Source organism: Vibrio sp. CJQ_6 (genome assembly GCF_043106745.1).
Taxonomy (GTDB): Bacteria; Pseudomonadota; Gammaproteobacteria; order Enterobacterales; family Vibrionaceae; genus Vibrio; species Vibrio furnissii.
Genome location: NZ_JBICMV010000017.1, coordinates 16,393 through 38,712, shown reverse-complemented (window position 1 = coordinate 38,712; position 22,320 = coordinate 16,393). Strand labels below are relative to the sequence as shown.

The window sequence follows — 22,320 nt, the reverse complement described above, 5'->3', positions numbered from 1 at the left end:
ATGTTTCAGATAGGTGAATTGGCGAAACGGTGTGGAGTTTCCACCGATACGCTGCGTTTTTACGAGAAAAATGCGCTGATCTCGCCAGCCGGTCGCAGCGATTCGGGTTACCGTTTGTATGATGAAGAGAATCAGAAACAGGTAAGTTTTATCCTCAAAGCCAAAGAGCTGGGGTTGAGTCTGGAAGAAATTAAGGAACTCCTTGAGATTCGTTTGGAAGCGACCGAGCACAGCTGTGCAGAGGTCAAATCCATTACCTCGGCCAAGCTGATGTTGATCGATGAGAAAATTGCCGACCTGATGCGGATTCGCAGCGCCCTGAAAAAAATCAATGACGCCTGCTGCGGCCATCGGGATGATGACGCCAGCCATTGCTCCATTTTGGCGGCGCTGGAAAGTTTATAGGCCGAGCCAAGCCGCGCCACGGATGCCGCTGCTGTCGCCATATTTCGCTTGTGCAAAGCGTACCTGTGCAGCATCCGAAAACACGTAGCGGGCTGTGGCGTCTGGTAAATCGCGATATAACTGGCGCACGTTGGATAAGCCGCCGCCCAAGACGATGACATCGGGATCAAGGATGTTGACTAGCGCGGCAAAGCTGCGCGCCATGTGATCAATGAGCTGATGATAGCAGTCGACGGCCGCCGGTTGTGCTTGTTCATACGCTTGAATGATTTGTTCTGCGCTCAGGGTTTGGCCGGTTTTTAACTGGTAGCTGTGTTGTAACCCTGTTCCTGAAATATAACTTTCAATGCAATTATGGCGTCCGCAATAACATGCGCGAGCTGGGCCGTCTTGCGGCTCATGGTATCCCGGCAACGGATTGTGTCCCCACTCCCCACACACGGCGTTGGGGCCAACCAGCAACTGCTGGTGAATGACGAGACCACCACCGCATCCAGTACCAAGGATGGCGCCAAACACCACGGGGGCATCTTTGCCCGCACCATCGATGGCTTCAGACAAAGCAAAACAGTTGGCATCATTGGCCAAGTTCACCGCTCTACCGAGTTGACTGGTTAAGTCGTGTTGTAGATCGCGTCCGTTTAAAAATGCGCAATTGGCATTTTTGATGAGGCCGGTGGCCGGGCTGATCGCTCCGGGCAACCCCAGCCCAATGGCGTCGGCTTGACCATGGTGTTGCTCGGCAAGGTTGACGAGCTCTAGGATCGCAGTGACGAAATCTTCGTAGCGTTTCGGGGTTGAAATTCGATGATTCCAAATCAAGTCACCGGATGAGCTGAGTACGCAGATTTCTGTTTTTGTGCCGCCGATGTCAAAACCAATTCTCATCTTTCATCCTTCTCTGAACAGACGGCCAAGTCAGGCCGTCTTCGTTCGTGTCTACAGGGACTGCCATGGGCATGTGGCGGTGATCAGTTATAAGCGCGCGCCACGCGACCAGCCGAGCTGAGCTGGTAATGAGCAGTATAAGCCGGAATAAACACGGATTGCCCTTTGTGAATGGTGACTTCGATACCTTCGTCACTGATGAGCGTGGCATCGCTATCAATTGGGAAAATAATTTCGGCACTGTTCATGGTGACGTCGCTTTGTTGTGGCGCGGTGTATAACGCGAACTTGAAATCGTCGACTGGGACGGGGAACAGCAAGGCGCCATCTTGCTCGATAGGTTCCAGCAGCAGTGTGTTGGCTGGTTTTTCCGCAAAGCGAGTGCACTTTGCCAATTCCTCGACGTCCATGTGTTTCGGGGTGAGGCCTGCTCTCAGTACGTTGTCTGAGTTCGCCATAATTTCTAGCCCAGTGCCTTTTAAATAGGCGTGTGGTGTCCGCGCGTCCAAGTACATCGCTTCACCCGGTTGCAAGGTCAGCACGTTGAGCATCAGTGGCGCAAATAAGCCAATGTCATTTGGGTACTGCGTTGCCAATTCAAGGATTAAAGCGAAGACGTCTTGAGATTGATGCGACTGCGCATACACAAGCAGCGCGGCGACGGCTTGTTGTTTGAGGTCTCCGGTGAAAGAGAGCAACTGGGTGAAGAATTGCTGCAGGCCTTGTTCAGTCTGCTGGTGGCGCAGTGCATCGACCAAAGGTTGGATCGGTGCGATATTCAGCGGCTCAAAGTGCGCCACAATCGCTGGGATGCCACGGAAGCCATTCATGGCTTGATACGCGGTGAGGGCGTAAACCAGTTCGGGTTTATGGTTTGGGTCTTTGTAATTACGATGCGCGGCAGCGCGGTCGATGCCCGCTGCGTTTTCTGCGGCATAACCTGCTTGGGCTTCTTCTTTGCTGGGATGCACTTGAATCGACAGTGCTTGAGCTGCGGCCAGCACTTTAAACAGATAAGGCAGTTCGCCAAACTGAGCTGCGGTTTGTTGGGATAAAAAACGTGCTTTGTCTTGCGCGATGAGTTCGCTCAGCAAGCAAGGTTGACCGTTCAGTTCAACTTCGGAACATCCATTTGGGTGTGCCCCCATCCAAATTTCAGCCTGCGGTTGTTGCTCAGGATTGGCAATGCCAAATAACTGACTGATGGAGTCAATGCTCCCCCAAGCGTAGTTTTGGATTTGGTTCTTCATGACAAAGAACGGCGTAGTGATGGTATTCATTCTTGATCCCCGAAAAATTACATCGCCTTGATGGCAAAAAACTCCTGCGACAAGCAGGAGTACAACAAAACCTAACAATTAGGAGCATGATTGTTGTCAAACTCCGTCCGAATCGTCGGACGGAGGAGGGTGAATTGTGCAGTTAAGCGGCGACGTGTTGCTGTTTCGCCTGACGCATCTTCTTCAATGTCACACACAATAGCGCAGTGACCACTGAACCTGCAATCATACACACAATTGCAAGCAAGGGTTTGTTCATCGCTCCGAGCAGAGCCACAACGGGTCCGCCATGTGCCACGCTGTTGGTGATGCCAAAGGAGAATGCCATCACGGCCGCCACCATGGAACCCACCACGTTTGCAGGAATCACAGACATTGGATCTTGCGCCGCAAATGGAATGGCGCCTTCAGAAATGCCCACCAAGCCCATGGCACCCGCCGCTTTACCCGCTTCAATTTCTGACGCTTCAAACAGGTTCAGTTTGCGGCCAAGAATGGTGGCAAGGCCCATGCCTAGTGGTGCAACGGGAATGGCACACGCCATTGCACCCATAAATTGAGTTTGACCGCTGGCAATCATACCGACCGAGAACAAGAAAGCGACTTTATTGAAGGGGCCGCCCATATCAAAGCCGGCCATCCCACCTAGCACAATCCCCAGTAGCACCAAGTTACCTGAACTCATCGAAGTCAGCAGTGCGGTCATGTTATCCATCAAACTGGCAATCGGTGCCCCGATGACAAAGATAAACAAGCTCGAAATGAACAGTGAACCGACAATCGGTGCGATCATGATGGGCACCAACGGTTGGATAAATTTATGGTAGTGAATGCTGGTGAGCCATTTGACAAAGTAACCGACTAACAACCCGGCGATGATGGCACCGATAAAGCCTGTCCCCGCATCGGCGCCGTAGAATGACCCGTTGTTAGCAATCCAGCCGCCAATTAAGCCCGGAGTAAGTGCAGGCCGATCAGCAATCGCATATGCAATGTAGCCTGCCAGAATTGGAATCATCAGTGTGAACGCGACCACACCGACATCCAGCACTTTATTCCACATGCTGCCTGGAGGAATGGCCATGCCGGCTTCCGTCGGTTGTCCGCCAATCGCCAGTGCCAAGGCAATCAATAGACCGCCCGTCACAACAAACGGAATCATGTGCGAGACGCCATTCATCAAGTAGCGATATAGATCAGAACGGGTTTGCGAAGCTTTTCCTTTCGCGTCGGCACTCGCTTGTGTGCGAGCATCCGGGTGATAGATCGGTGCTTGCAGCGCTCGTTGAATTAGGCCTTTTGCGTCACGGATCGGTTCTTTCACCCCTGTTTCAATCAGTCGTTTACCGGCAAATCGCGCCATATCCACTTGTTTGTCACTGGTGACCATAATGGCGGCCGCTTCGGCAATCTCTGCTGCGCTTGGGGAGTTTTTTACTCCGATTGAGCCATTGGTTTCGACTTTGATGCGATACCCCAGCTCTGCCGCGCCTTTTTCTAGTGCTTCCGCCGCCAGGTAAGTATGCGCAACTCCCGTTGGGCAACCTGTTACGCCGATCAAAAAGCCGTTTTCACCACGACTTTCTGTGCGAGTTTCTGATTGGGCCAGCAGTAATTCCAGCGCTTGGTGTTCGTTTTGTGCGGCAAGAAATTGGGCAATAAAGCCCTCTTCGATGAGTTTGGAAGAGAGTTCGGCCAACACTTCGATATGATGATTCGCGCCGCCGTCAGGTGACGCAATCATGAAAAATAATTGAGATGGCAACCCATCTTCTGCGCCGTATTCGATCCCGTTGCGGCTGATACCGATGACCACGGCTGGTGCTTTCACCGCGCGACTCTTCGCGTGTGGAATGGCCACGCCGTCTTCAAAGCCGGTATTGCCTAATTCTTCACGTGCATAAATGTCTGCCAAAAATTGTTGTTTGTCGTGAAGGCGGCCTTCCTGATCCAATACATCAACCAGTTCAGACAGCACGCCGTCTTTGTCCTGTGCACTTAGATTGAGCCGAATTAATCGCTCATTAATCAGTTCGGTGATCATTGTCGTTCCCTTGGTGTCTTGTTTTCTAATGCTTTCATTGTGAGCGTGAAGGCCAGTAGGGGGTAGTGTACAAACAATGCATTTACTGGATTATTGTAACCTCTGTACTTAAACGTGATCTTGCTCTCTTTTGATGAATTCGGATTTATATCTAGAGGTTTAAATAAAATAACAATAAAAACATGTTGTTATGTTTAAATTGATGGCTATTTTCTTGATGGCTTCATCTGGTTCTATGTGGCGATAATCCATAGAATTGGACTATTGGTGCGTAGTTTGGAGGCGTGATGAGCCAAGTTTTTACTCACATTATTGAAGCGTTAGTGGATGAGCGAGACCGTTGCCATCGGATTTGGTTTGCGGGTGACAAGCATACGCCCCCACCGTTCAGCTATCAGGTCAACTTCCCCCGTTTAGAGCTCGTGCTTAAAGGGTGCTATCGCAATCAAATGGAGGATGATGAGCACGGTGTACAGACGATTGACATCATGGCGGGGGATGCATTGTACATTCCACCGAACTGCTGGAATAAGCCGGATTGGGAGGGGGATTGCTCGGTACTGAGCTTGTTGTTTGGCCGTCGTCAATTGGGGTTTAGTTTTGTCGCCAAGCGAAAAGGTGAGGTCGGGTTTTACGACGTGCAAAAGCACAGTATTCAAACGCGTACGGGGTATGCGATCGACAACATTCTGGAGAGCTTGAGTGCGTTGGCGCGTGAACCGCGCAAAACACCAATGGATGAGCACCTGCTGTGTGCGCTGCTTAACTACACATTGATGATCTTGGAACAACCCACACAGTCCTCAAAAAAACGCAGTGAAGATTTGTATCAAGGGATCTGTATTTACATTCAGGAGAATTTTCATCGTGCGATTACGCGCGATAGCATTGCGCACCGTTTCAACATTTCTGCGAATCATTTATCGCGTCTGTTTCGTCAACAGGGGCATATGACGCTGGCGGATTACATTACTTGGGTCAGGATGGAGCGAGCCAAGTTTATGCTGAAAAAATATCGTTTTCGATTGGCTGAAGTGGCCACACGTTGCGGGTTTCAGGATGTGAATTATTTCTTTCGCGTGTTTAAGCAGCGCACGGGGATGACGCCGTCCCAGTACCGAGTTCAGGTGCAGTAGGGCGGTTTAGCTCGGTTGATAATGCGCCATGACGTGCAACACGATACTCTCAATGGTCTCCTCTCGCCGAGCCGACCGTAATAGATGTGTGCTGGTATCGGCAATGAACCAGCGTGTCAGCCGAGTGACGGCAATCAGCCATTCCCGATGCAACGCGGCGGGTAGAAGAACTGCGCATACCAAATGAACGGGCTCATGAGCCGATTGCCAATCCAGCCCCTCGTCCAATGAAAATACAATGAAACAGGGACGCTGGATGTGCTCGCTGACCACATGAGGGAGTGCGATGCCACCTGCCATGGCCGTTGAAGAGATGCATTCACGCGCTAGTAATTGTGTCAGTAGGTCGGATGTAGCATTTGGGTTTGCGAGCGCCGCAATGTGTGTTAGCGCTGAGCGCTTGTCTGGCAGGTTTTGCGAGCGCTGATAGTGCCAGTCGTAAACAAAAGGCAGTTGAAACGCGGGATGTTCAGTCAACAGGCGCTTCGCGTGATGATTGGGTTTATGTGAGGTGGAGACTAGCGTCGCGTGTTCTCGCAAATATTCAGTGAATACGATACAAGCGAGTTCGGCGTCGAGCCCTTCGATGGCAAGCTGGCAGAGATCGTGCCGACAGCTACCTAAACTCATGATACGCAGTGATTCGTTGAGAGTCGCTTGCTTACTCCGAGTGATATTGTAGAACACAAAAAGGGAATGAAAATAGTCGGTTAGCTGCTTGAGTTCCTGCAATTGCCAACCTGCGAGGCCATCGTGCTCAAGGACGAAGGTGATACGCGATGTGATCATCAGTCAGATAAGCATTGGTCGAGGACTTGATGCACATTGACCAGAACCGCTTCAATGCTGAAGGTGAAGGTTTTATAGCCGCGAAAGCGCTCTTTTTCTTCGATGTCGATGTCAGACACAATCAGACGAATGTCGGCTGACAGGATGTCAGCTCCCGTTAATGCGTTCTCGATTCCCATCGCGCCTTGTGTTTCCACCTGAATGCTGATGTTGCGCTTGTGCGCTTCTTTTCTGAGCACATCTGCAGCCATGTAGGTGTGGGCGATACCTGTTGGGCAGGCCGTGACAGCGACGATTTTCACTCTAAATGTTCCTTATTGATGTCGGCGATGACCAGAATTGGGCTCGTTGAGCGTACGCACGTACTATAACATTAAGCCTTCGTTGGCTGAACGGACTTACATCAACAAGAGGGCCGAAGCCCTCGATTGATTTTGGAATGGGGTTACACCTTAAACGTTGAGAAGCTGTGGATCAGCTGCTGGCCGTTTTCCATCAAGAGCTCGCTGGCGGCGGCGACTTGTTGGGCTTGTGCGGCGGATTGGGTGCTGTGATCGGCAATCTGCGTCAGGTTGCGACTGATTTCATCGGTCGCGAGTGATTGTTGGTTACTCGCCTCTGCAATGTGCTGGTTGAGGGTCAAAATCGTGCTGACCTGCTGATCAATCGCATTGAGCACCTGCTGCGCTAAGTCGGCCTGCTCTTGCGTGGCTTTGGATTGCTGCTGTGTTTGTTCCATCGATGCGCTGACATCGCGAGTGCGTTGCTGCAGGCTGGCAATGATCTGTTCGATTTCATTGGTGCTGCTTTGCGTGCGTGTTGCGAGTGTGCGTACTTCATCGGCGACCACGGCAAAGCCGCGTCCTTGCTCTCCGGCGCGCGCGGCTTCAATCGCAGCATTGAGTGCCAGTAAGTTGGTTTGCTCAGCGACGCCACGAATCACTTCTAAAACTGCGCCGACATCTTCGGTTTCTTTGGCCAGCGCTTGCGTGTCGCGATCGGTTTTACTCAATAGCTCCGACAGTGAACTCATGTAGCCCGATGCTTTGGCGATGACATTGCTGCCTTCCTGACCTTTGGTGCTGGCGGTGTGTGCGGCGACGGCAGCTTCCTGCGCAGCATTGGCCACTTCTTGGTTACTGGCGTGCAATTGGTTCATGGCTGAGGCGACGGTATCGACCGATTGTTGCTGCTCCATGGCTTTGCCGGAGGCGCTTTGTGCCACTTGGGTCAGCTCTTGCGCGCTGCCCGTGACGCTTTCGGTGATTGGTGCGATGTCCTGCACGATGTGGCGAATCTTGCCAGTAAACTGGTTGAAGGCGCGTGCGATGCGCGACAGTTCGTCATTGCCGCTGGTATCGAGCTGGCGCGTAAGGTCACCTTCGCCTTTGGCAATGTCTTCCATCGCATATAGGGTGGCCAGACAGGGTTTTGTGATGCTGCGACCGATGGTGTAGGCGAGGGCAAACATCACCGCAATCGCGATCGCCAGTTGTAGCAACACGGTTTGCAGGCGTGTTGCGACCAGCGCTTGCACATCATCAATGTACACGCCCGAGCCGACGATCCATCCCCAAGGCTTGAACAGTTTGACGTAGGAGACTTTCTCGACCGCTTCTTGTGCGCCCGGTTTCGGCCATAAGTAATAGACTACGCCTTCACCTTGGTCTCGTGCACGATGGGCCATCTCGACAAATAATGCCTTGCCGTTCGGATCTTTAACTTCCGACAGGGCTTTGCCGTCGAGCTGTGGCTTAAATGGGTGCATCACCATGGTGGGCGTCAGATCGTGAATCCAAAAGTAGTCTTCGTCACCGTAGCGGGCGGCGGCGATGGCTTGTTTGGCTTGCTGTTGGGCTTGTTGCTCGGTGAGTGCACCGCTGGTTTGTTGCTGATAAAAGTAATTGAGCAAAGAGGTGGTGCTTTCAACCAGATGACGGGTTTGATTTTGTTTGGCCAGCATCAGGTCATCCTGATAGTCCTGAACCAATAACGTGAGGGGGATCAGCAGAAGCAATGTGATGGTGCCGCCGAGTAAATAGAGGCGGGCACGAATGCTCATCTGACGCAGACTAGAAAAATTCATAAGCATCACTCCTTGTAATGCGGGCTGTTGAACAGAGGCGATATTGTTTTGATGAATTGTGAATCGCACTTGGCACTGTAACAAATGCAGGAAATGAGCGTAAATGCGACGAAGGACGAATCCTCAATAACTTGCAACTGAGCTCTAGTTTTCAACGAAATTGTGGGGTGTTTGCAGTTAAAGGCGTGCGGTTTTCGGGCAATAAAAAACCGAGCCTCAGCTCGGTTTTTTCAAAAAGGGTCAGAACGAATTAGTTCATGCCGTATTATCATTTTTACCATTTCACTACGTCTCGATAAATCTTAATTAGTTTACCTAATGTCTTTATTTACAATGAATTAGTGTTTTGTTGTGTCTCTCTTTGTCTCGCGCTATCTTGGTAGGTATATTGCAAAATGTGGGGGTTAGTGTGGGGGTTAAATCGCTTGGTTTAAAAATAAAATAAACTAAGAATTTACTTAGGACACTTAGCCACTCAGGACAAAACCATATACAGCAAGGCTTCTTGCTGTCTTAAGTCAAAAAATCACTTAGGACTACTCAGGACACCAGCAGGACGGGTAACAATGGCGATCACCGATTCAAAACTAAAGGCATTGCTGGGGAAAAAGCACGACAACAGCAAGCCGTTAAAATTGGCCGATAGAGACGGGTTAAGTGTTTTTCACTTCAAGAGTGGGAAGCTGTCTTTTGTTTTTCGCTATCGTTATGCCAACAAAGCGCAAGATTTGACGCTGGGCAACTATCCAGAATTAACCCTGCTACAGGCAAGAAAGCAGGCGGCAGAGTGTAAAAAATACCTTACTGATGGACTAAACCCCAAGATTGAGCGACAGCTAAAACTAGATCAGAAGCTCAAAGCGGTAACGGTCAAAGATGCGCTCGAATACTGGCTAGACAATTTCGCAGCAAAAAACAGAGCTAATCACGAAAAGCACCGTGCACAATTCCAAAAGCATGTTTATCCGTATATTGGTCATTTGCCACTAGAGCAATGCGAGACACGCCATTGGGTGCAGGTGTTTGATGATATAACCAACGGAACTCATCATCGAGCCGCTCCAGTTGCGAGTGGTTACATACTACAAAACTCAAAGCAAGCGCTTAAGTATTGTCGTACACGTCAATATGCCCACTCAACAGCGTTGGAAGATTTGAATATTCCCGATATAGGCGAGCACCAAGGAAAGAAAGATAGAGTTTTATCATGGCCGGAATTAATGGACGTTTGGCTATGGGCACATGACATCAAAAACAAATGGTACTACCGAAATCTTGTTTTGTTGCTGGTGGTGTTTGGTTGTCGGACTCAAGAGTTAAGGCTATCCAAAGTCGCTGAATGGGATTTGGACGTCATGATCTGGACAGTACCCAAGGAGCACAGCAAAACCGGAAGTGAGATAAAACGCCCAATACCGGAGCAGCTCAAAGATTATCTTCAATCGGTGATTGTTCAAGCCCGTTCTGAATACTTGCTAGGGGAGCTTAAAAAGCCAGAAGCAGTATCTGGGTTCGGTGGCAAGTTGTGGCAGAAGCTAGATCACAAAGAAGCATGGACGCTTCACGATTTAAGGCGCACGTTTGCGACATTGCTAAATGACATGCAAATAGAGCCGTATGTGGTCGAGCAACTACTAGGCCATTCACTGGGCGGTGTGATGAAGATATATAACCGTTCACAACATATTGAAAAGAAAAAGGTAGCACTCGAGTTGTGGCTGGCCAAACTAAACGACATCGCAACAGGTGCCAATGTGAGGGCGATAAGATGAGCATCGACATCTCGAAATATAAAAATCAGATAGAAGCGAAGAATGCATTAAGGCAGGACTATGAGGGAGAGTTGCCTAGTACGGTTTTAGATAGACTTTGTAGAGAGTTCATAGGTTGGATCGATTCAGGCGATACCGACTATTTAGATGCTGCCGTGTCATTGCTATACGCTAACAAAGTGCCAATTAAAGGACGACTATTTGATGAAGTGGGCAAACTGGCTGAGGCTCGATTGAGTAGGGAGGTAGAGGGAAGCTCAGGGGCTAGAAATAAACAAATAAAATATCGCAGAAAACAAGCTGAAAAGTTTGCAGAACCAATTATCAAGCAGCTTGAAACGAAAAATGGCCGCAACAAGTATTTTATAAATGAACCAGCAGTACAGAATGTGTTTGTCTTGGTAAAAATATGTGGTTTCTATGAGTTGTCAGCGTGTTTTTACGCCGCTTGTATTAATGATAAAAATAGGGCAGCGACATGGTTCAAAAAAATTGGTGCAGGCAGGATTAGACAACTTTATACAAATTTTAAACGCACAGATAAGTACGATGAACTTACTAGTAATTTGGAACTTTACAAAGAAATTGCTTACCCAAACATGAGCAACGAAGATATAGAGCGTTCAATAACTAACGGGGAAGCTTTCTGTAAGCAGACTTACAGCTATTTGCTCGAGGAAGGGAAAGAGTTTACACGTATAAAGAGAAATAAAAACTAGGGTAATTTTTTGAGCAAATTTGCGGTGTATTAGGTTTTTAAAGTTAATTGAACGTATATTTTTGCCCTTTTTTGTGACGTGGATCGCGCTACAGTTAGAGCATATCGAGACATAACATTAAGGAGATGGACGATATGCAACAAAATAACCAACATCAACAACCCTGCCAGCAACAAGTAACAACACGCCTACTCACTTACTCAGATTTGTGCGCGATGCTAAACCGCGACCGCCGCACGATCTGGAGCTGGTGCAAAAAGGGAGTGTTCCCAAGCCCGATCAAATCCCCAGCAGGTATCTGTATCGGCTGGCGTCCTGATGATGTTCAATCATGGATAGATGGGAGCTACACCAATGCCTAACTCAATTCTGCCACCACTTAAGCCAATGCTCAGTTACAAGGCTGAGCAAACTTTACAGCGCATTATCACTAAAGTCCGTTTTCTTAATACAGCGAACCGCATATTAAACGGAGGTGACAATGCTTGAATGCAATCGTAACGGGCGACCGATACCAAGCCGCGACAATATCAACCAAGTCATAGAAATGAACCAGTTTACCTTTAATAAAACGAGTGAATACGGGGTGACAATGTTTGTGAATGGCGTCGCAACGGCTGGTTCGGAGGACGCTGTAAGGGCTATTTGGGAAAGGTGTGTAGCCTTGGACTTTCTGAACACTGGATTATTGCGAGCGTCTGCAAATGCTTACTGGTGGAAAGTGAACGAGGTAAAAGGTTATAGCCAAAAAGAAACGCGCCAGCAAAAGCAAGGCGCATAACTTTAACCTATAGAGGCTGGTGGCTTCCTGTCGCCAAACTAGAGCCGCCAGCTAAAGGAGTATAAACGATGAACGCAAAATTTTCACCAAAGGAAGACAGCTTTCTTTTAGAGCTGGTAAAGAACTTGCCCCCATATGATCAGTTAAAGACATTCTGCGAAACAGTAGACACGTTGCCGCTAAATGATAGTGAGCTGCATGTTACTGATTCTTTCAACCTTACTCACTCGATAGTACAACAAGGCGGTAAAGTGTGGGTATGCGAGCGCGAAACAGACCACAAAGGCAATACGGGGTACACCTTTTCAGCCGTACCACAGAAACGCCAGTTATACGCAAACCTAAACTTTTCATACATTGATGGGAGAAACCAAGCTAAGACAGCCAACTGCTTTGATATGTGGATGAAAGCTAAAAAGCGCAACACTTTTCAGGGGGTGGTGTTCGATCCATCCAATAAAACTGGAAGCCGTTTTCTTAACATGTGGTCAGGATTTGAAGTTGAAGCCGTGGATGGTGACGACAAACTAGATCGCATCATGTGGCATTTACTCCATGTTATCTGTAACGGCAATCAAGAGCATTTTCATTATTTGCTGGCGTGGATGGCACAAATTATCCAAAAGCCGGAAAGAAAAAGCGGTGTTTGTGTTGTGCTCAAATCGGAAGCGAGAGGAACCGGAAAAAGCACCGTTTCTGTGCTGATGGAAAAGCTCCTGGGGCAGTACGCGATGAGGGTTCAAGACAGCAAGCATTTGCTAGGGGCATTCAATAGCCACTTAGCGAACAAGCTATTTGTCACTATTGAGGAAGCGTTCTGGAGTGGCAGCCCTAAAGATGCAGGTAAGTTCCGCACCTTGATCACCGATAGCACCATCACCATCGAGGCCAAAGGCAAAGATGCGATAGAGATAGACAGCTATCACCGTTTTTTGATGTGCACTAATAACGATTGGGCGGTGCCAGCCCACCAGCAAGAAAGACGCTTTTTTGTGTTGGAGGTATCCGACTGTAAAAAGCAAGATAAGGAATATTTCCGCAATCTCTACGCCGATATTGACGCACCGGAAACCATCGGACAACTGTTTAACTTTCTAAAACACTACGATAGTAGCCCGTTCAATTTGCACAAGGCACCTATGACAGAGGCGCTACAGGCGCAGATCATGGAGTCATTACCAAGTGAAGCGGAATGGTTGCAAAAGGTGTTAGACGATGGCGCGTTATCTGATGGTGGCAAGACGTATAGCCTAGAGAAAACAGAGATTATTCCGCGGGAAAGTTTTTTTAATAGTTACATTTTCTTTTGTGATGATATGAAAGTTAGTGGTTATGAACGTAAAACCCCTAAAGCACTGGGCAAGTATCTAAAACAAACATTGGGCGTTGTGAGTGATGGCGGCAAGTTAGGCGGATTAAGAGACCGAAGGGTTAACTGTTACAAGACCAAACCGTTAGAGGAAATGCAAAGCATCTTTGAACAGCATTACCAGTACCAGCAATAAACGAGAGTCCGCCAGCGTGCGGACTTTGGCATTTATGAGTTTTTGGAAGTCACTAGGCGAACAAAAAGGCGGAAAATTATGGCGGATAAGCAAGACTCAATAGAACCGATGGCATACGTAGAAACGGCGTTGGCTGAATTTTGGGAACAGATTTACCCTAATTTGGAGCATATTCCCATAGCACGAAAGAGCAGCATTTACCGACACGCAAAGCGCAAAGCAATCGCCAGCGTGAGGCCGTCTAAAATGGCTTGTAAGATCGTTTAGCTGATTGGTCAAACATTCCCACCAGTAACAGCAACCATTCAACAGGGGCGCTTATGCGCTCTTTTTATGGACTCCCGAAAATGCTCTCTTTTATGGACTCAAGCAATACGACTCAATGAGACATTGCCAATAATTTTTTGAGGTCACGTATGGGCTAATTTTCGGAAGTCATGTAGGAGGGAGGGGGGAGTTTTCGGACATCACGGGCACGGCAAAAGTTTGAATATTTGGAAGTCATTGGATTAAAGGGGATCGCTTTCTTCATCCCCTTTAATTGAAAGCGTATTTACACTTAGTCGATAAGTTTTGCATCAAAAGTAATGACACCTTGTGAATCTGGTGTAATTCCTTTTACTCTAACCCCTCTTATCGTAAAACCGTCCATAAAATCTTTTGGTGGCATTTTAATTGATTGAAGCACTTCAATAGAGCTTGACTCTGATTTGTTAACAATTTCAAAAGTGTACTTACCAGAGAAAAAACCCCCATAACGCAACCCCCACACAGGCGGTACAATTCTGGTGCTCTGTTTCTCTACAACTCTAAAAAATGGCTGGTTGGTGTCAGCAATAGGTTCAAGTTCCCAAGATCTTCCTTTCTTAGCTCCTTGAACTTGAACTAGCGGTTTTTCAGTCGCAGGTTTGAAGTTTTCATCCAAAACGACACCGATAGCACCACCAAAGTATCTAGGTGTCGTATATATCCGATAGTATTTGTTGTTAATTTCATCTTTATAAATATAGCCGGATGACCAACGCGCGTTTTCAGGAAAGAAACGGTTGTTTCTAATGGTAGATACATACGCATAGCTTTCACTGTTAGTATCGGTTGTTTCTACCTTTGTTACGTAGAACATAACGTCACCTATTGAGGATGGGGACGATACCGTAGCGAGTGCCTCTGAAATGCTATTGGATTGCGTTGTAGTAAAGTGCTGGTAAGCGATATTGTCTTTTGCCTTTTCTGAAAGGTTGTTGTACGCGCAACCAGATAACAACAAAGACAAGACCATAAATATAGTGATTTTCATAATATGCATATTATTTAGTAATCGAGTTGAAGAGTGTACGTTTTCATTATCTGTAAGTCACAAGTTGAACTGGTAATTATTGATAGTAGTCACATTGTCGATTGTTAAAAGCTACTGATACTGCCTTACTTGTTGGTTTACCTGTCCTAAGTGCTTTTTCATTTAGGACAATCGCAGCTCTTACCAGATAAGGCTTTGTCCTAAGTTCCCAAGTGTCCTATGTGTTTTTTGTTTGCAAAAATAAAAAGCTGGGGTTACATGATGTTTTTTCATGTGGGGGTGTGGAGTGGTTTTCCGAAAGTGGGGGTTATTGTGGGGGTTAAATAAGAAAGAGCCTATTTTATTTAAAATAAGCCCTTTAAATTCAATCGGTTAAGAATTCTAATTAATTCATGCCGTATTTTTTCAGTTTTTTGCGAAGAGTACCGCGGTTGATACCCATCATGGTTGCTGCGCGAGTTTGGTTACCGCGAGTGTACTGCATGATGGTGTCTAGTAGTGGTTGTTCAACTTCAGCGAGAACTAATTCGTATAGTTCTGTCACTTCCTGACCGTTCAGTTGTGCCAAGTAGTTTTTAAGAGACGCTTTAACTGAATCACGTAGTGGTTTTTGCGTGATTTGATCTTGTGAAGTTACGGTAGTTACTGTTAAAGCTTCTGAAGTCAGATTTTGTTCGAACATATTCGGTCTAGCTCTTCTCTTAATTATGATGCAACGTTATCAAAATAACCTTCTAATGCTTCGAGTTGCAGCGGGGCTGCCTCTATGGCATTGAAGGTACGGCGAAACTCACTCGCCTGTTCATGTTCTTTGAGATACCACCCAACGTGCTTGCGCACGATGCGAGGGCCTAAATACGCTCCATAAAATTGATGCAGAGCGTTCACATGACCAAGCAGGATGTCTTTCACTTCCGAAATCGGAAGCTCAGGCATCGTGGTGCCGTTTTCCAAATAGTGTTGGATTTCCTGAAAAATCCACGGACGTCCTTGGGCCGGTCGTCCAATCATTAAAGCGTCAGCGCCGGTGTACTCCAGCACATGTTTGGCTTTCTCCGGAGAATCGATATCACCGTTAGCGATAACCGGAATCTGAATAGCCGCTTTGACCGCTTTAATGCTGTCATATTCCGCCTCACCTTTGTACATGCAGGTCCGGGTTCGCCCATGGAGCGCCAGTGCCTGAATGCCGCAGTCTTCGGCAAGTTTAGCGATTTGGACGCAGTTTTTATTGTCTGTGTCCCAGCCAGTTCGGGTTTTGAGTGTTACAGGAACATTCACTGCATTCACTACGGCTTTCAGGATGTCTTCAATGACATTCGGATAGCGTAGTAGCGCAGAACCGGCCAGCTTCTTATTCACTTTTTTCGCTGGGCAGCCCATGTTGATGTCGATGATTTGCGCACCGTTTTCAACGCTGAACTGGGCCGCATCGGCCATCAGCTGTGGATCGGAACCCGCAATTTGTACAGAGCGAATGCCCGATTCGCCTTCATGCACCATGCGGTTTCTGGACTTGTCTGTTTTCCACAGCGCTGGGTTCGAGGACATCATTTCACTGACGGCCATTCCCGCGCCATAGCGGAGGCACAACTCTCGAAACGGTCTGTCGGTGACACCAGCCATCGGTGCAACGATGAGATTGTTCTTAAGTTGATAATTTCCGATTTTCAAAACGTCTTCACAGCTTCATACCAGCAAGGGCGCGCATTTTACGCATTTTTTCGATGCGTGAAAAGACTAATATTTGAGCATTTACAAAAACATTTTGTAAATGGCCTATTTTTCAGTCAATTAGCGCGCAAAGTCTTATCTAGCCTTGTTTGCGACCCGTGATGCGGCACCATTCTTCCTTCTCAACGATCGGATCAACGTGCAGTTCGTCACGGTAATAATTGGCGACGTCTTCGGCTTGAGTGTTGAGTACGCCGGACATGGCCAGCAGACCATTCGGCTTCATCAAGCTCTTGATGACAGGGGAGAGTTCGCGCAGTGGGCCAGCGAGAATGTTGGCGACCACGACGTCAGCCACGAGGCCTTCGGGCTGGTCTTTTGGTAGGTAAACTTCAATCAGATCTTCAACGCCGTTGCGGGACGCGTTGTCTTTGGATGCCAGCAGCGCTTGTGGGTCGATGTCGATACCAATCACTTTTGCAGCGCCCAGTTTGATGGCGGCAATGGCCAAAATGCCCGAGCCACACCCAAAGTCGATCACGGTTTTGCCGGACAGATCGAGTGAGTCAAGCCATTCCAAGCACAGCGCGGTGGTTGGGTGTGTGCCAGTACCAAAGGCCAGGCCAGGGTCGAGCATGACGTTGACGGCGTCTGGGTCTGGCACGTCACGCCAGCTTGGGCAGATCCACAAGCGTTTGCCAAACTGCATTGGGTGGAAGTTATCCATCCATTCGCGTTCCCAGTCTTTGTCTTCAATTTGCTCAACTTTGTAGGCAAAATCGTCCGCCAGTAGGTGACTGGCGCGAATTTGGCTCAGCACCCATGAGGTATCGGCTTCGGCATCGTAGAGGGCAAGAACATCGGTATCGCCCCATAAACGTGTTTCTCCCGGCAGGGGTTCAAACACGGGCGTATCCTTCGCATCTAGGAAAGTGATCGATAACGCGCCCGTGTCGTCCATCAACATATCGCTGATGCGCTCGGCGTTTTCGTTGGTCGCGTTCAGTTTAATTTGAATCCAAGGCATTGCTCTTGCTCTCTTCAGTTCGTTCAATTGGCGCAAAGTGTAGCAGATTTGGCCCGTTTTTATAGAGGCAGTCCATTCACTCAGCGCCGCCCACAAAAATGCCCACCGAAGTGGGCATTTGCAAGGCCAAAAAGCGGGTTATTGCAGACCCAGCTTTTTCTCCAGATAGTGGATGTTGGTGCCACCGTGCTGGAAGTTCTCATCTTTCATGATCACTTGCTGCAGTGGAATGTTGGTTTTGATACCTTCCACAATCATCTCATCGAGCGCGTTACGCATCCGTGCAATCGCGACGTCACGGTTCTCACCAAAGGTGATCAGTTTGCCGATCATCGAGTCGTAGTACGCCGGTACGGTGTAGCCTGAGTAGATGTGTGATTCCCAACGCACGCCCATGCCACCTGGTGAGTGGAAACGGGTGATCTTGCCTGGGCAAGGTAGGAAGCGTTCTGGGTCTTCCGCGTTGATACGGCATTCCATCGCATGGCCACGAATTTTGATGTCGTCTTGTGTGAACGACAGCGGTTGGCCTGCTGCGATGCGCAGCTGTTCTTTGATCAAATCAACGCCTGTGACCATTTCAGTCACGGGGTGTTCAACCTGAATACGTGTGTTCATTTCGATGAAGTAGAATTCGCCGTTTTCGTACAGGAACTCAAACGTACCTGCGCCGCGGTAACCGATTTCGATACACGCACGGGTACAGCGTTCACCGATGTACTTACGCATCTCTTCAGTAATGCCTGGTGCTGGCGCTTCTTCCACTACTTTCTGGTGACGACGCTGCATGGAACAGTCGCGTTCACCCAAGTGGATCGCGCTGCCCTGACCATCGGCCAGAACTTGGACTTCAACGTGACGTGGGTTTTCGAGGTATTTCTCCATGTAAACCATGTCGTTGTTGAACGCCGCTTTCGCTTCTGCACGGGTCATGCTGATGGCATTGACCAGTTCCGCTTCGCTGCGAACCACACGCATACCGCGACCGCCGCCGCCACCAGAGGCTTTGATGATCACTGGGTAACCAATGCGTTTCGCGTGTGCACGGTTTTTCACATCATCGTTGTCCAGAGGACCGTCAGAACCCGGTACACAAGGAACGCCTGCTTTCTTCATCGCGGTGATGGCTGACACTTTATCGCCCATCAGGCGGATGGTGTCGGCTTTTGGGCCCACGAAGATAAAGCCGCTGCGCTCAACTTGTTCAGCAAAGTCCGCATTTTCAGACAGGAAGCCGTAACCCGGGTGGATGGCCACTGCGCCGGTCACTTCAGCGGCTGAAATGATGCGTGGAATGTTCAAGTAGCTATCGATGCCTTTTGCAGGGCCGATACATACGGTTTCATCCGCCAGCAGGACGTGTTTTAGATCGCGGTCTGCTGTGGAGTGAACGGCAACAGTTTTGATGCCCAACTCTTTACATGCACGAAGAATACGAAGCGCAATTTCGCCTCGGTTCGCGATGACTAACTTATCTAGCATAACTACGCGCCTCGATTATTCGATGACAACAAGTGGCTGGTCGAATTCTACGGCCTGACCGTCTTCAACAAGGATCTCGGTCACTACACCAGACTTGTCTGCTTCGATTTGGTTCATCATTTTCATCGCTTCAACGATGCACAATGTGTCACCCGCTTTCACAGTTTGACCCACTTCGATGAATGATTTTGCATCTGGACTTGGTGAACGGTAGAACGTACCCACCATTGGAGAAAGAACCATGTGGCCCGCAGGCGTTTTGGCTGCTGCTGGTGCTTCAGCGACGGGCGCTGCTGCAGGGGCTGCTACTGGCGCTGCCATTGGTGCAGGTGCAGCATACTGGATAGGTGCAACTGGGGCGACACCGTGACGACTGATGCGTACCGATTCTTCACCTTCAGAAATTTCTAGCTCAGCAATGCCTGACTCTTCAACCAATTCGATAAGCTTCTTGATTTTACGAATATCCATTGTTTCTTTCTCTTTTATCTTGTGAATAAGACAGCTCAATTGAGCTGCAGAGTGTTTGGGTTTACTTTGCTTGCAGCGCGCGAACGGCTGCCGACAAAGCGAATTCATAGCCTTGTGCCCCAAGACCGCAAATCACCCCGTGTGCCTTATCAGACAGGTAGGAGTGATGACGGAACGGTTCACGAGCATGTACATTCGATAGATGTACTTCGATAAATGGAATAGCAACCCCCAGCAATGCATCACGCAACGCCACGCTGGTGTGAGTGAATGCGGCCGGATTAATAATAATGAAGTCCACTTTGCCGTATGACTGGTGGATGGCTTCGATCAGTTCGTATTCGCGATTTGACTGAAGATGGTCCAACTCAATGCCAGCGCTTTCTGCTTGTTCTTGTAGGTTCGCTACAATTTGCTCCAAAGTTTGTGAGCCGTAGTGTGCCGGTTCACGTAAACCTAATAAGTTTAAGTTTGGACCATTTAAAACCAGAATGCGTAATTTTGCTGCCATTGTGTTGCTATCTCCCTTTATTATGTAGTTATTGCGAATATTCCCATATTATCGCTTATTCGACACAACTTTTTTGTCAAAAGTTCGCGCTTTTTATTAAATTGACCAAGATTATAGCTAATTCATCGCAAATGGCAGCAATTTACTGGTCTTATCACTTTGATTGACCTTTTGCAGCATCGCATCGACTTTTTGTTAACGAATGTGAATGGATCAGGGCGCGCGGGCCGTCTGTACTGGGAGGGGCGCGGTTTTGTGCGGGGAAGGATACTGATGAAATGCTTACTAATGAGTGGCTTATCGCACGTAAAAACCAAAGCACCTTCCATGGGAAGGTGCTTGGCGTGTGTGCAAATTCGCGCGAGGGTTACACCAATTGTGCTTTTTCGGCGATCAGTTTATCGACCACACTTGGATCGGCGAGGGTCGATGTGTCACCCAAGTTTCCGGTATCGCCCGTGGCAATCTTGCGCAGAATGCGGCGCATGATCTTGCCTGAACGTGTTTTTGGCAGTGCATCCGTCCAGTGCAGCACATCCGGTGTGGCGATCGGGCCAATTTCTTTGCGCACCCAATCTTTGACTTCTTTGTGCAGCTCCGCGCTGGGGTAAACACCATCGTTGAGTGTGATGTAGGCGTATATCGCTTGACCTTTAATGTCGTGCGGCACGCCCACCACGGCGGCTTCAGCGATCTTATCGAAGGCCACCAATGCCGATTCAATTTCAGCGGTGCCCATGCGGTGCCCGGACACGTTGAGGACGTCATCCACGCGGCCGGTGATCCAGTAGTAGCCATCTTCATCACGGCGCGCGCCGTCACCGGTAAAGTACATGCCTTTAAAGGTGGAGAAGTAGGTTTGCTCGAAGCGTTCATGGTCGCCATACACGGTACGCATCTGACCGGGCCATGAATCGAGGATCACGAGGTTTCCTTCTGTAGCGCCGTCAATCACTTCACCCATGTTGTCGACCAATGCCGGTTGCACGCCAAAGAATGGGCGGGTCGCAGAACCTGGTTTCAGTGCCGTTGCGCCAGGCAGTGGCGTGATCAAAATACCGCCCGTTTCGGTTTGCCACCAAGTATCAACAATCGGCGATTTTTCATTGCCGATGGTTTTGTAGTACCACTCCCACGCTTCTGGGTTAATTGGTTCACCCACTGAGCCCATGATGCGCAGGCTACTGCGCGAGGTGCCTTTCACCGCTTCATCGCCTTTCGCCATCAGAGCACGAATCGCAGTGGGGGCCGTGTACAGAATGTTGACTTGGTGTTTGTCGACCACTTCACTCATGCGCGCGGTGCTTGGGTAGTTAGGAACGCCTTCAAACAAAATGGTTTTCGCGCCGTTCGACAGCGGCCCGTAAATCAGATAGGTGTGGCCGGTGATCCAGCCCACATCAGCAGTACACCAGAACGTTTCTCCCGGCTGGTAATCAAAGACGTATTTGAAGGTCATGGTCGCGTAAACCAAGTAACCGCCTGTGGTGTGCAGGACGCCTTTGGGTTTACCGGTTGAGCCTGAGGTGTAGAGAATGAATAGTGGATCTTCTGCGTTCATCTCTTCTGGCGGACATACATCGGAAGCCGCTGCGACCGCATCGTGCCACCACACATCGCGGTGTTCGTGCCACGCAACCTCACCGCCAGTGCGTTTGAATACGATCACTTTGCTGATGGTTTTCACTTCTGGGTTGGTCAGCGCTTCATCGACGTTTTTCTTCAATGGTACAGCGCGGCCGCCTCGAACGCCTTCATCGGCAGTGATCACGACTTTGGAGTCGGAATCGATAATGCGTCCGGCCAGCGCTTCGGGAGAGAAGCCGCCAAATACCACGGTGTGTACCGCGCCAATGCGAGTACACGCCAGCATCGCCACGGCAGCTTCCGGCACCATCGGCATGTACAAACACACCACGTCGCCTTTACGAACGCCTTGGGCTTTCAATGCATTGGAGAAACGGCACACGTCGCGGTGCAGTTCGTTAAATGTTAGGGTCTTATCATCGGCTGGATCATCGCCTTCCCAAATGATGGCCACGTCGTCGCCGCGTTCCGCCAAGTGGCGGTCAATGCAGTTGGCGGAGACGTTGAGCGTGCCATCTTCAAACCAGCGGATATCCACGTGGCCAGTATCAAACGAGGTGTGCTTCACTTGGGTGAATGGCTTCATCCAATCCACAATCTTCCCGTGCTCGCTCCAGAAACCTTCCGGATCGGAGACCGACTGTTGGTACATCGCTAAATAGGTTTCGTCGTCGGCATGGGTGTGCGCTTTGATGTTTTCTTTGACTGGATAAATGTGGGCTTCACTCATTGCATGTTCTCCTTGTGAATACAGCAAATTTCCTTTTCACACAGCGTTTCAAACACGCGGGCGGAAATTCGATATGCCTATAACTCTTAGTCAGCGGCGGTTTTTACACAATTAGACTTTAGGATGAATGGTCGAT

General features: G+C 48.9%; 21 protein-coding genes. 7 read left to right on the top strand and 14 right to left on the bottom strand.

Annotation, left to right across the window (positions count from 1 at the left end; all coding sequences use genetic code 11):
* A complete protein-coding gene (gene zntR, locus ACF8PK_RS10040) occupies positions 1 to 405 on the top strand; it encodes a Zn(2+)-responsive transcriptional regulator (protein WP_014204003.1) in 405 nt (134 codons plus the stop codon).
* Here the strand turns inward: zntR and ACF8PK_RS10035 are convergent.
* From ACF8PK_RS10035 to ACF8PK_RS10025, 3 genes are all read right to left on the bottom strand, one after another.
* Complete coding sequence (locus tag ACF8PK_RS10035; RefSeq protein ID WP_392441111.1) at positions 400 to 1,293, bottom strand: ROK family protein; 894 nt, start codon at positions 1,291 to 1,293, stop codon at positions 400 to 402. The two genes, zntR and ACF8PK_RS10035, sit on opposite strands and share 6 nt — an antisense overlap.
* A gap of 83 nt (positions 1,294 to 1,376) precedes the next feature.
* Positions 1,377 to 2,573, bottom strand: coding sequence for a mannose-6-phosphate isomerase, class I (gene manA / locus ACF8PK_RS10030; RefSeq protein ID WP_392441109.1), 1,197 nt, complete (start codon positions 2,571 to 2,573; stop codon positions 1,377 to 1,379).
* Positions 2,574 to 2,715: 142 nt separating this feature from the next.
* Positions 2,716 to 4,617: a fructose-specific PTS transporter subunit EIIC gene (locus ACF8PK_RS10025; protein WP_392441106.1), complete on the bottom strand. Its 1,902-nt coding sequence runs from the start codon at positions 4,615 to 4,617 to the stop codon at positions 2,716 to 2,718.
* Between the two features lie 287 nt (positions 4,618 to 4,904).
* Here ACF8PK_RS10025 and ACF8PK_RS10020 point away from each other — a divergent pair, with 287 nt between their 5' ends.
* Positions 4,905 to 5,753 (top strand): AraC family transcriptional regulator, encoded by an 849-nt coding sequence (locus tag ACF8PK_RS10020; RefSeq protein WP_014203999.1) that lies wholly within the window; start codon positions 4,905 to 4,907, stop codon positions 5,751 to 5,753.
* A 6-nt stretch (positions 5,754 to 5,759) separates the two neighbouring features.
* On the opposite strand, the gene ACF8PK_RS10015 is transcribed toward ACF8PK_RS10020, so the two are convergent.
* The 3 genes from ACF8PK_RS10015 to ACF8PK_RS10005 all read right to left on the bottom strand — a co-directional run bounded on the left by ACF8PK_RS10015 (position 5,760) and on the right by ACF8PK_RS10005 (position 8,628).
* Entirely contained in the window at positions 5,760 to 6,542 is a 783-nt protein-coding gene (locus ACF8PK_RS10015; RefSeq protein ID WP_238795795.1) for a PTS sugar transporter subunit IIA, read from the bottom strand.
* A complete protein-coding gene (locus tag ACF8PK_RS10010) occupies positions 6,542 to 6,844 on the bottom strand; it encodes a PTS fructose transporter subunit IIB (RefSeq protein WP_014203997.1) in 303 nt (100 codons plus the stop codon). The genes ACF8PK_RS10015 and ACF8PK_RS10010 overlap by 1 nt, the downstream gene beginning before the upstream one ends.
* Before the next feature lie 143 nt (positions 6,845 to 6,987).
* Entirely contained in the window at positions 6,988 to 8,628 is a 1,641-nt protein-coding gene (locus tag ACF8PK_RS10005) for a methyl-accepting chemotaxis protein (protein WP_172561845.1), read from the bottom strand.
* Between the two features lie 566 nt (positions 8,629 to 9,194).
* Here ACF8PK_RS10005 and ACF8PK_RS10000 point away from each other — a divergent pair.
* From ACF8PK_RS10000 to ACF8PK_RS09980, 5 genes are all read left to right on the top strand, one after another.
* The gene (locus tag ACF8PK_RS10000) at positions 9,195 to 10,400 is read left to right on the top strand and encodes a site-specific integrase (protein WP_222737272.1); all 1,206 of its coding nucleotides are present in this window, start codon (positions 9,195 to 9,197) and stop codon (positions 10,398 to 10,400) included.
* Positions 10,397 to 11,119, top strand: a complete 723-nt coding sequence (locus ACF8PK_RS09995) for a hypothetical protein (RefSeq protein WP_222737273.1) — start codon at positions 10,397 to 10,399, stop codon at positions 11,117 to 11,119. Before ACF8PK_RS10000 ends, ACF8PK_RS09995 begins: the two co-directional genes overlap by 4 nt.
* 134 nt (positions 11,120 to 11,253) lie before the next feature.
* Complete coding sequence (locus tag ACF8PK_RS09990) at positions 11,254 to 11,481, top strand: helix-turn-helix domain-containing protein (RefSeq protein WP_222737274.1); 228 nt, start codon at positions 11,254 to 11,256, stop codon at positions 11,479 to 11,481.
* A 119-nt stretch (positions 11,482 to 11,600) separates the two neighbouring features.
* Positions 11,601 to 11,900, top strand: coding sequence for a hypothetical protein (locus ACF8PK_RS09985; RefSeq protein ID WP_222737275.1), 300 nt, complete (start codon positions 11,601 to 11,603; stop codon positions 11,898 to 11,900).
* Positions 11,901 to 11,968: 68 nt separating this feature from the next.
* Entirely contained in the window at positions 11,969 to 13,405 is a 1,437-nt protein-coding gene (locus ACF8PK_RS09980; protein WP_222734481.1) for a primase-helicase family protein, read from the top strand.
* 559 nt (positions 13,406 to 13,964) lie between these two features.
* Here ACF8PK_RS09980 and ACF8PK_RS09975 read toward each other — a convergent pair.
* The 8 genes from ACF8PK_RS09975 to acs all read right to left on the bottom strand — a co-directional run bounded on the left by ACF8PK_RS09975 (position 13,965) and on the right by acs (position 22,184).
* Positions 13,965 to 14,702, bottom strand: a complete 738-nt coding sequence (locus ACF8PK_RS09975; protein ID WP_392441099.1) for a hypothetical protein — start codon at positions 14,700 to 14,702, stop codon at positions 13,965 to 13,967.
* 385 nt (positions 14,703 to 15,087) lie between these two features.
* Positions 15,088 to 15,384 carry a DNA-binding transcriptional regulator Fis gene (gene fis, locus ACF8PK_RS09970; protein WP_000462885.1) on the bottom strand — a complete coding sequence of 99 codons (297 nt, stop codon included), beginning with the start codon at positions 15,382 to 15,384 and terminating at the stop codon, positions 15,088 to 15,090.
* Between the two features lie 23 nt (positions 15,385 to 15,407).
* On the bottom strand, positions 15,408 to 16,376 hold the full coding sequence (gene dusB, locus ACF8PK_RS09965; RefSeq protein WP_038152525.1) for a tRNA dihydrouridine synthase DusB: 969 nt from the start codon (positions 16,374 to 16,376) through the stop codon (positions 15,408 to 15,410).
* Between the two features lie 139 nt (positions 16,377 to 16,515).
* Complete coding sequence (prmA, locus tag ACF8PK_RS09960; protein ID WP_014203994.1) at positions 16,516 to 17,403, bottom strand: 50S ribosomal protein L11 methyltransferase; 888 nt, start codon at positions 17,401 to 17,403, stop codon at positions 16,516 to 16,518.
* 138 nt (positions 17,404 to 17,541) lie between these two features.
* Positions 17,542 to 18,885, bottom strand: coding sequence for an acetyl-CoA carboxylase biotin carboxylase subunit (gene accC, locus ACF8PK_RS09955; RefSeq protein WP_158166136.1), 1,344 nt, complete (start codon positions 18,883 to 18,885; stop codon positions 17,542 to 17,544).
* A 15-nt stretch (positions 18,886 to 18,900) separates the two neighbouring features.
* The gene (gene accB / locus ACF8PK_RS09950) at positions 18,901 to 19,356 is read right to left on the bottom strand and encodes an acetyl-CoA carboxylase biotin carboxyl carrier protein (RefSeq protein ID WP_004728333.1); all 456 of its coding nucleotides are present in this window, start codon (positions 19,354 to 19,356) and stop codon (positions 18,901 to 18,903) included.
* Between the two features lie 61 nt (positions 19,357 to 19,417).
* Positions 19,418 to 19,867, bottom strand: a complete 450-nt coding sequence (aroQ, locus tag ACF8PK_RS09945; RefSeq protein ID WP_004728334.1) for a type II 3-dehydroquinate dehydratase — start codon at positions 19,865 to 19,867, stop codon at positions 19,418 to 19,420.
* Positions 19,868 to 20,234: 367 nt separating this feature from the next.
* On the bottom strand, positions 20,235 to 22,184 hold the full coding sequence (gene acs / locus ACF8PK_RS09940; protein WP_154180638.1) for an acetate--CoA ligase: 1,950 nt from the start codon (positions 22,182 to 22,184) through the stop codon (positions 20,235 to 20,237).
* Between the last annotated feature and the right edge of the window lie 136 nt (positions 22,185 to 22,320).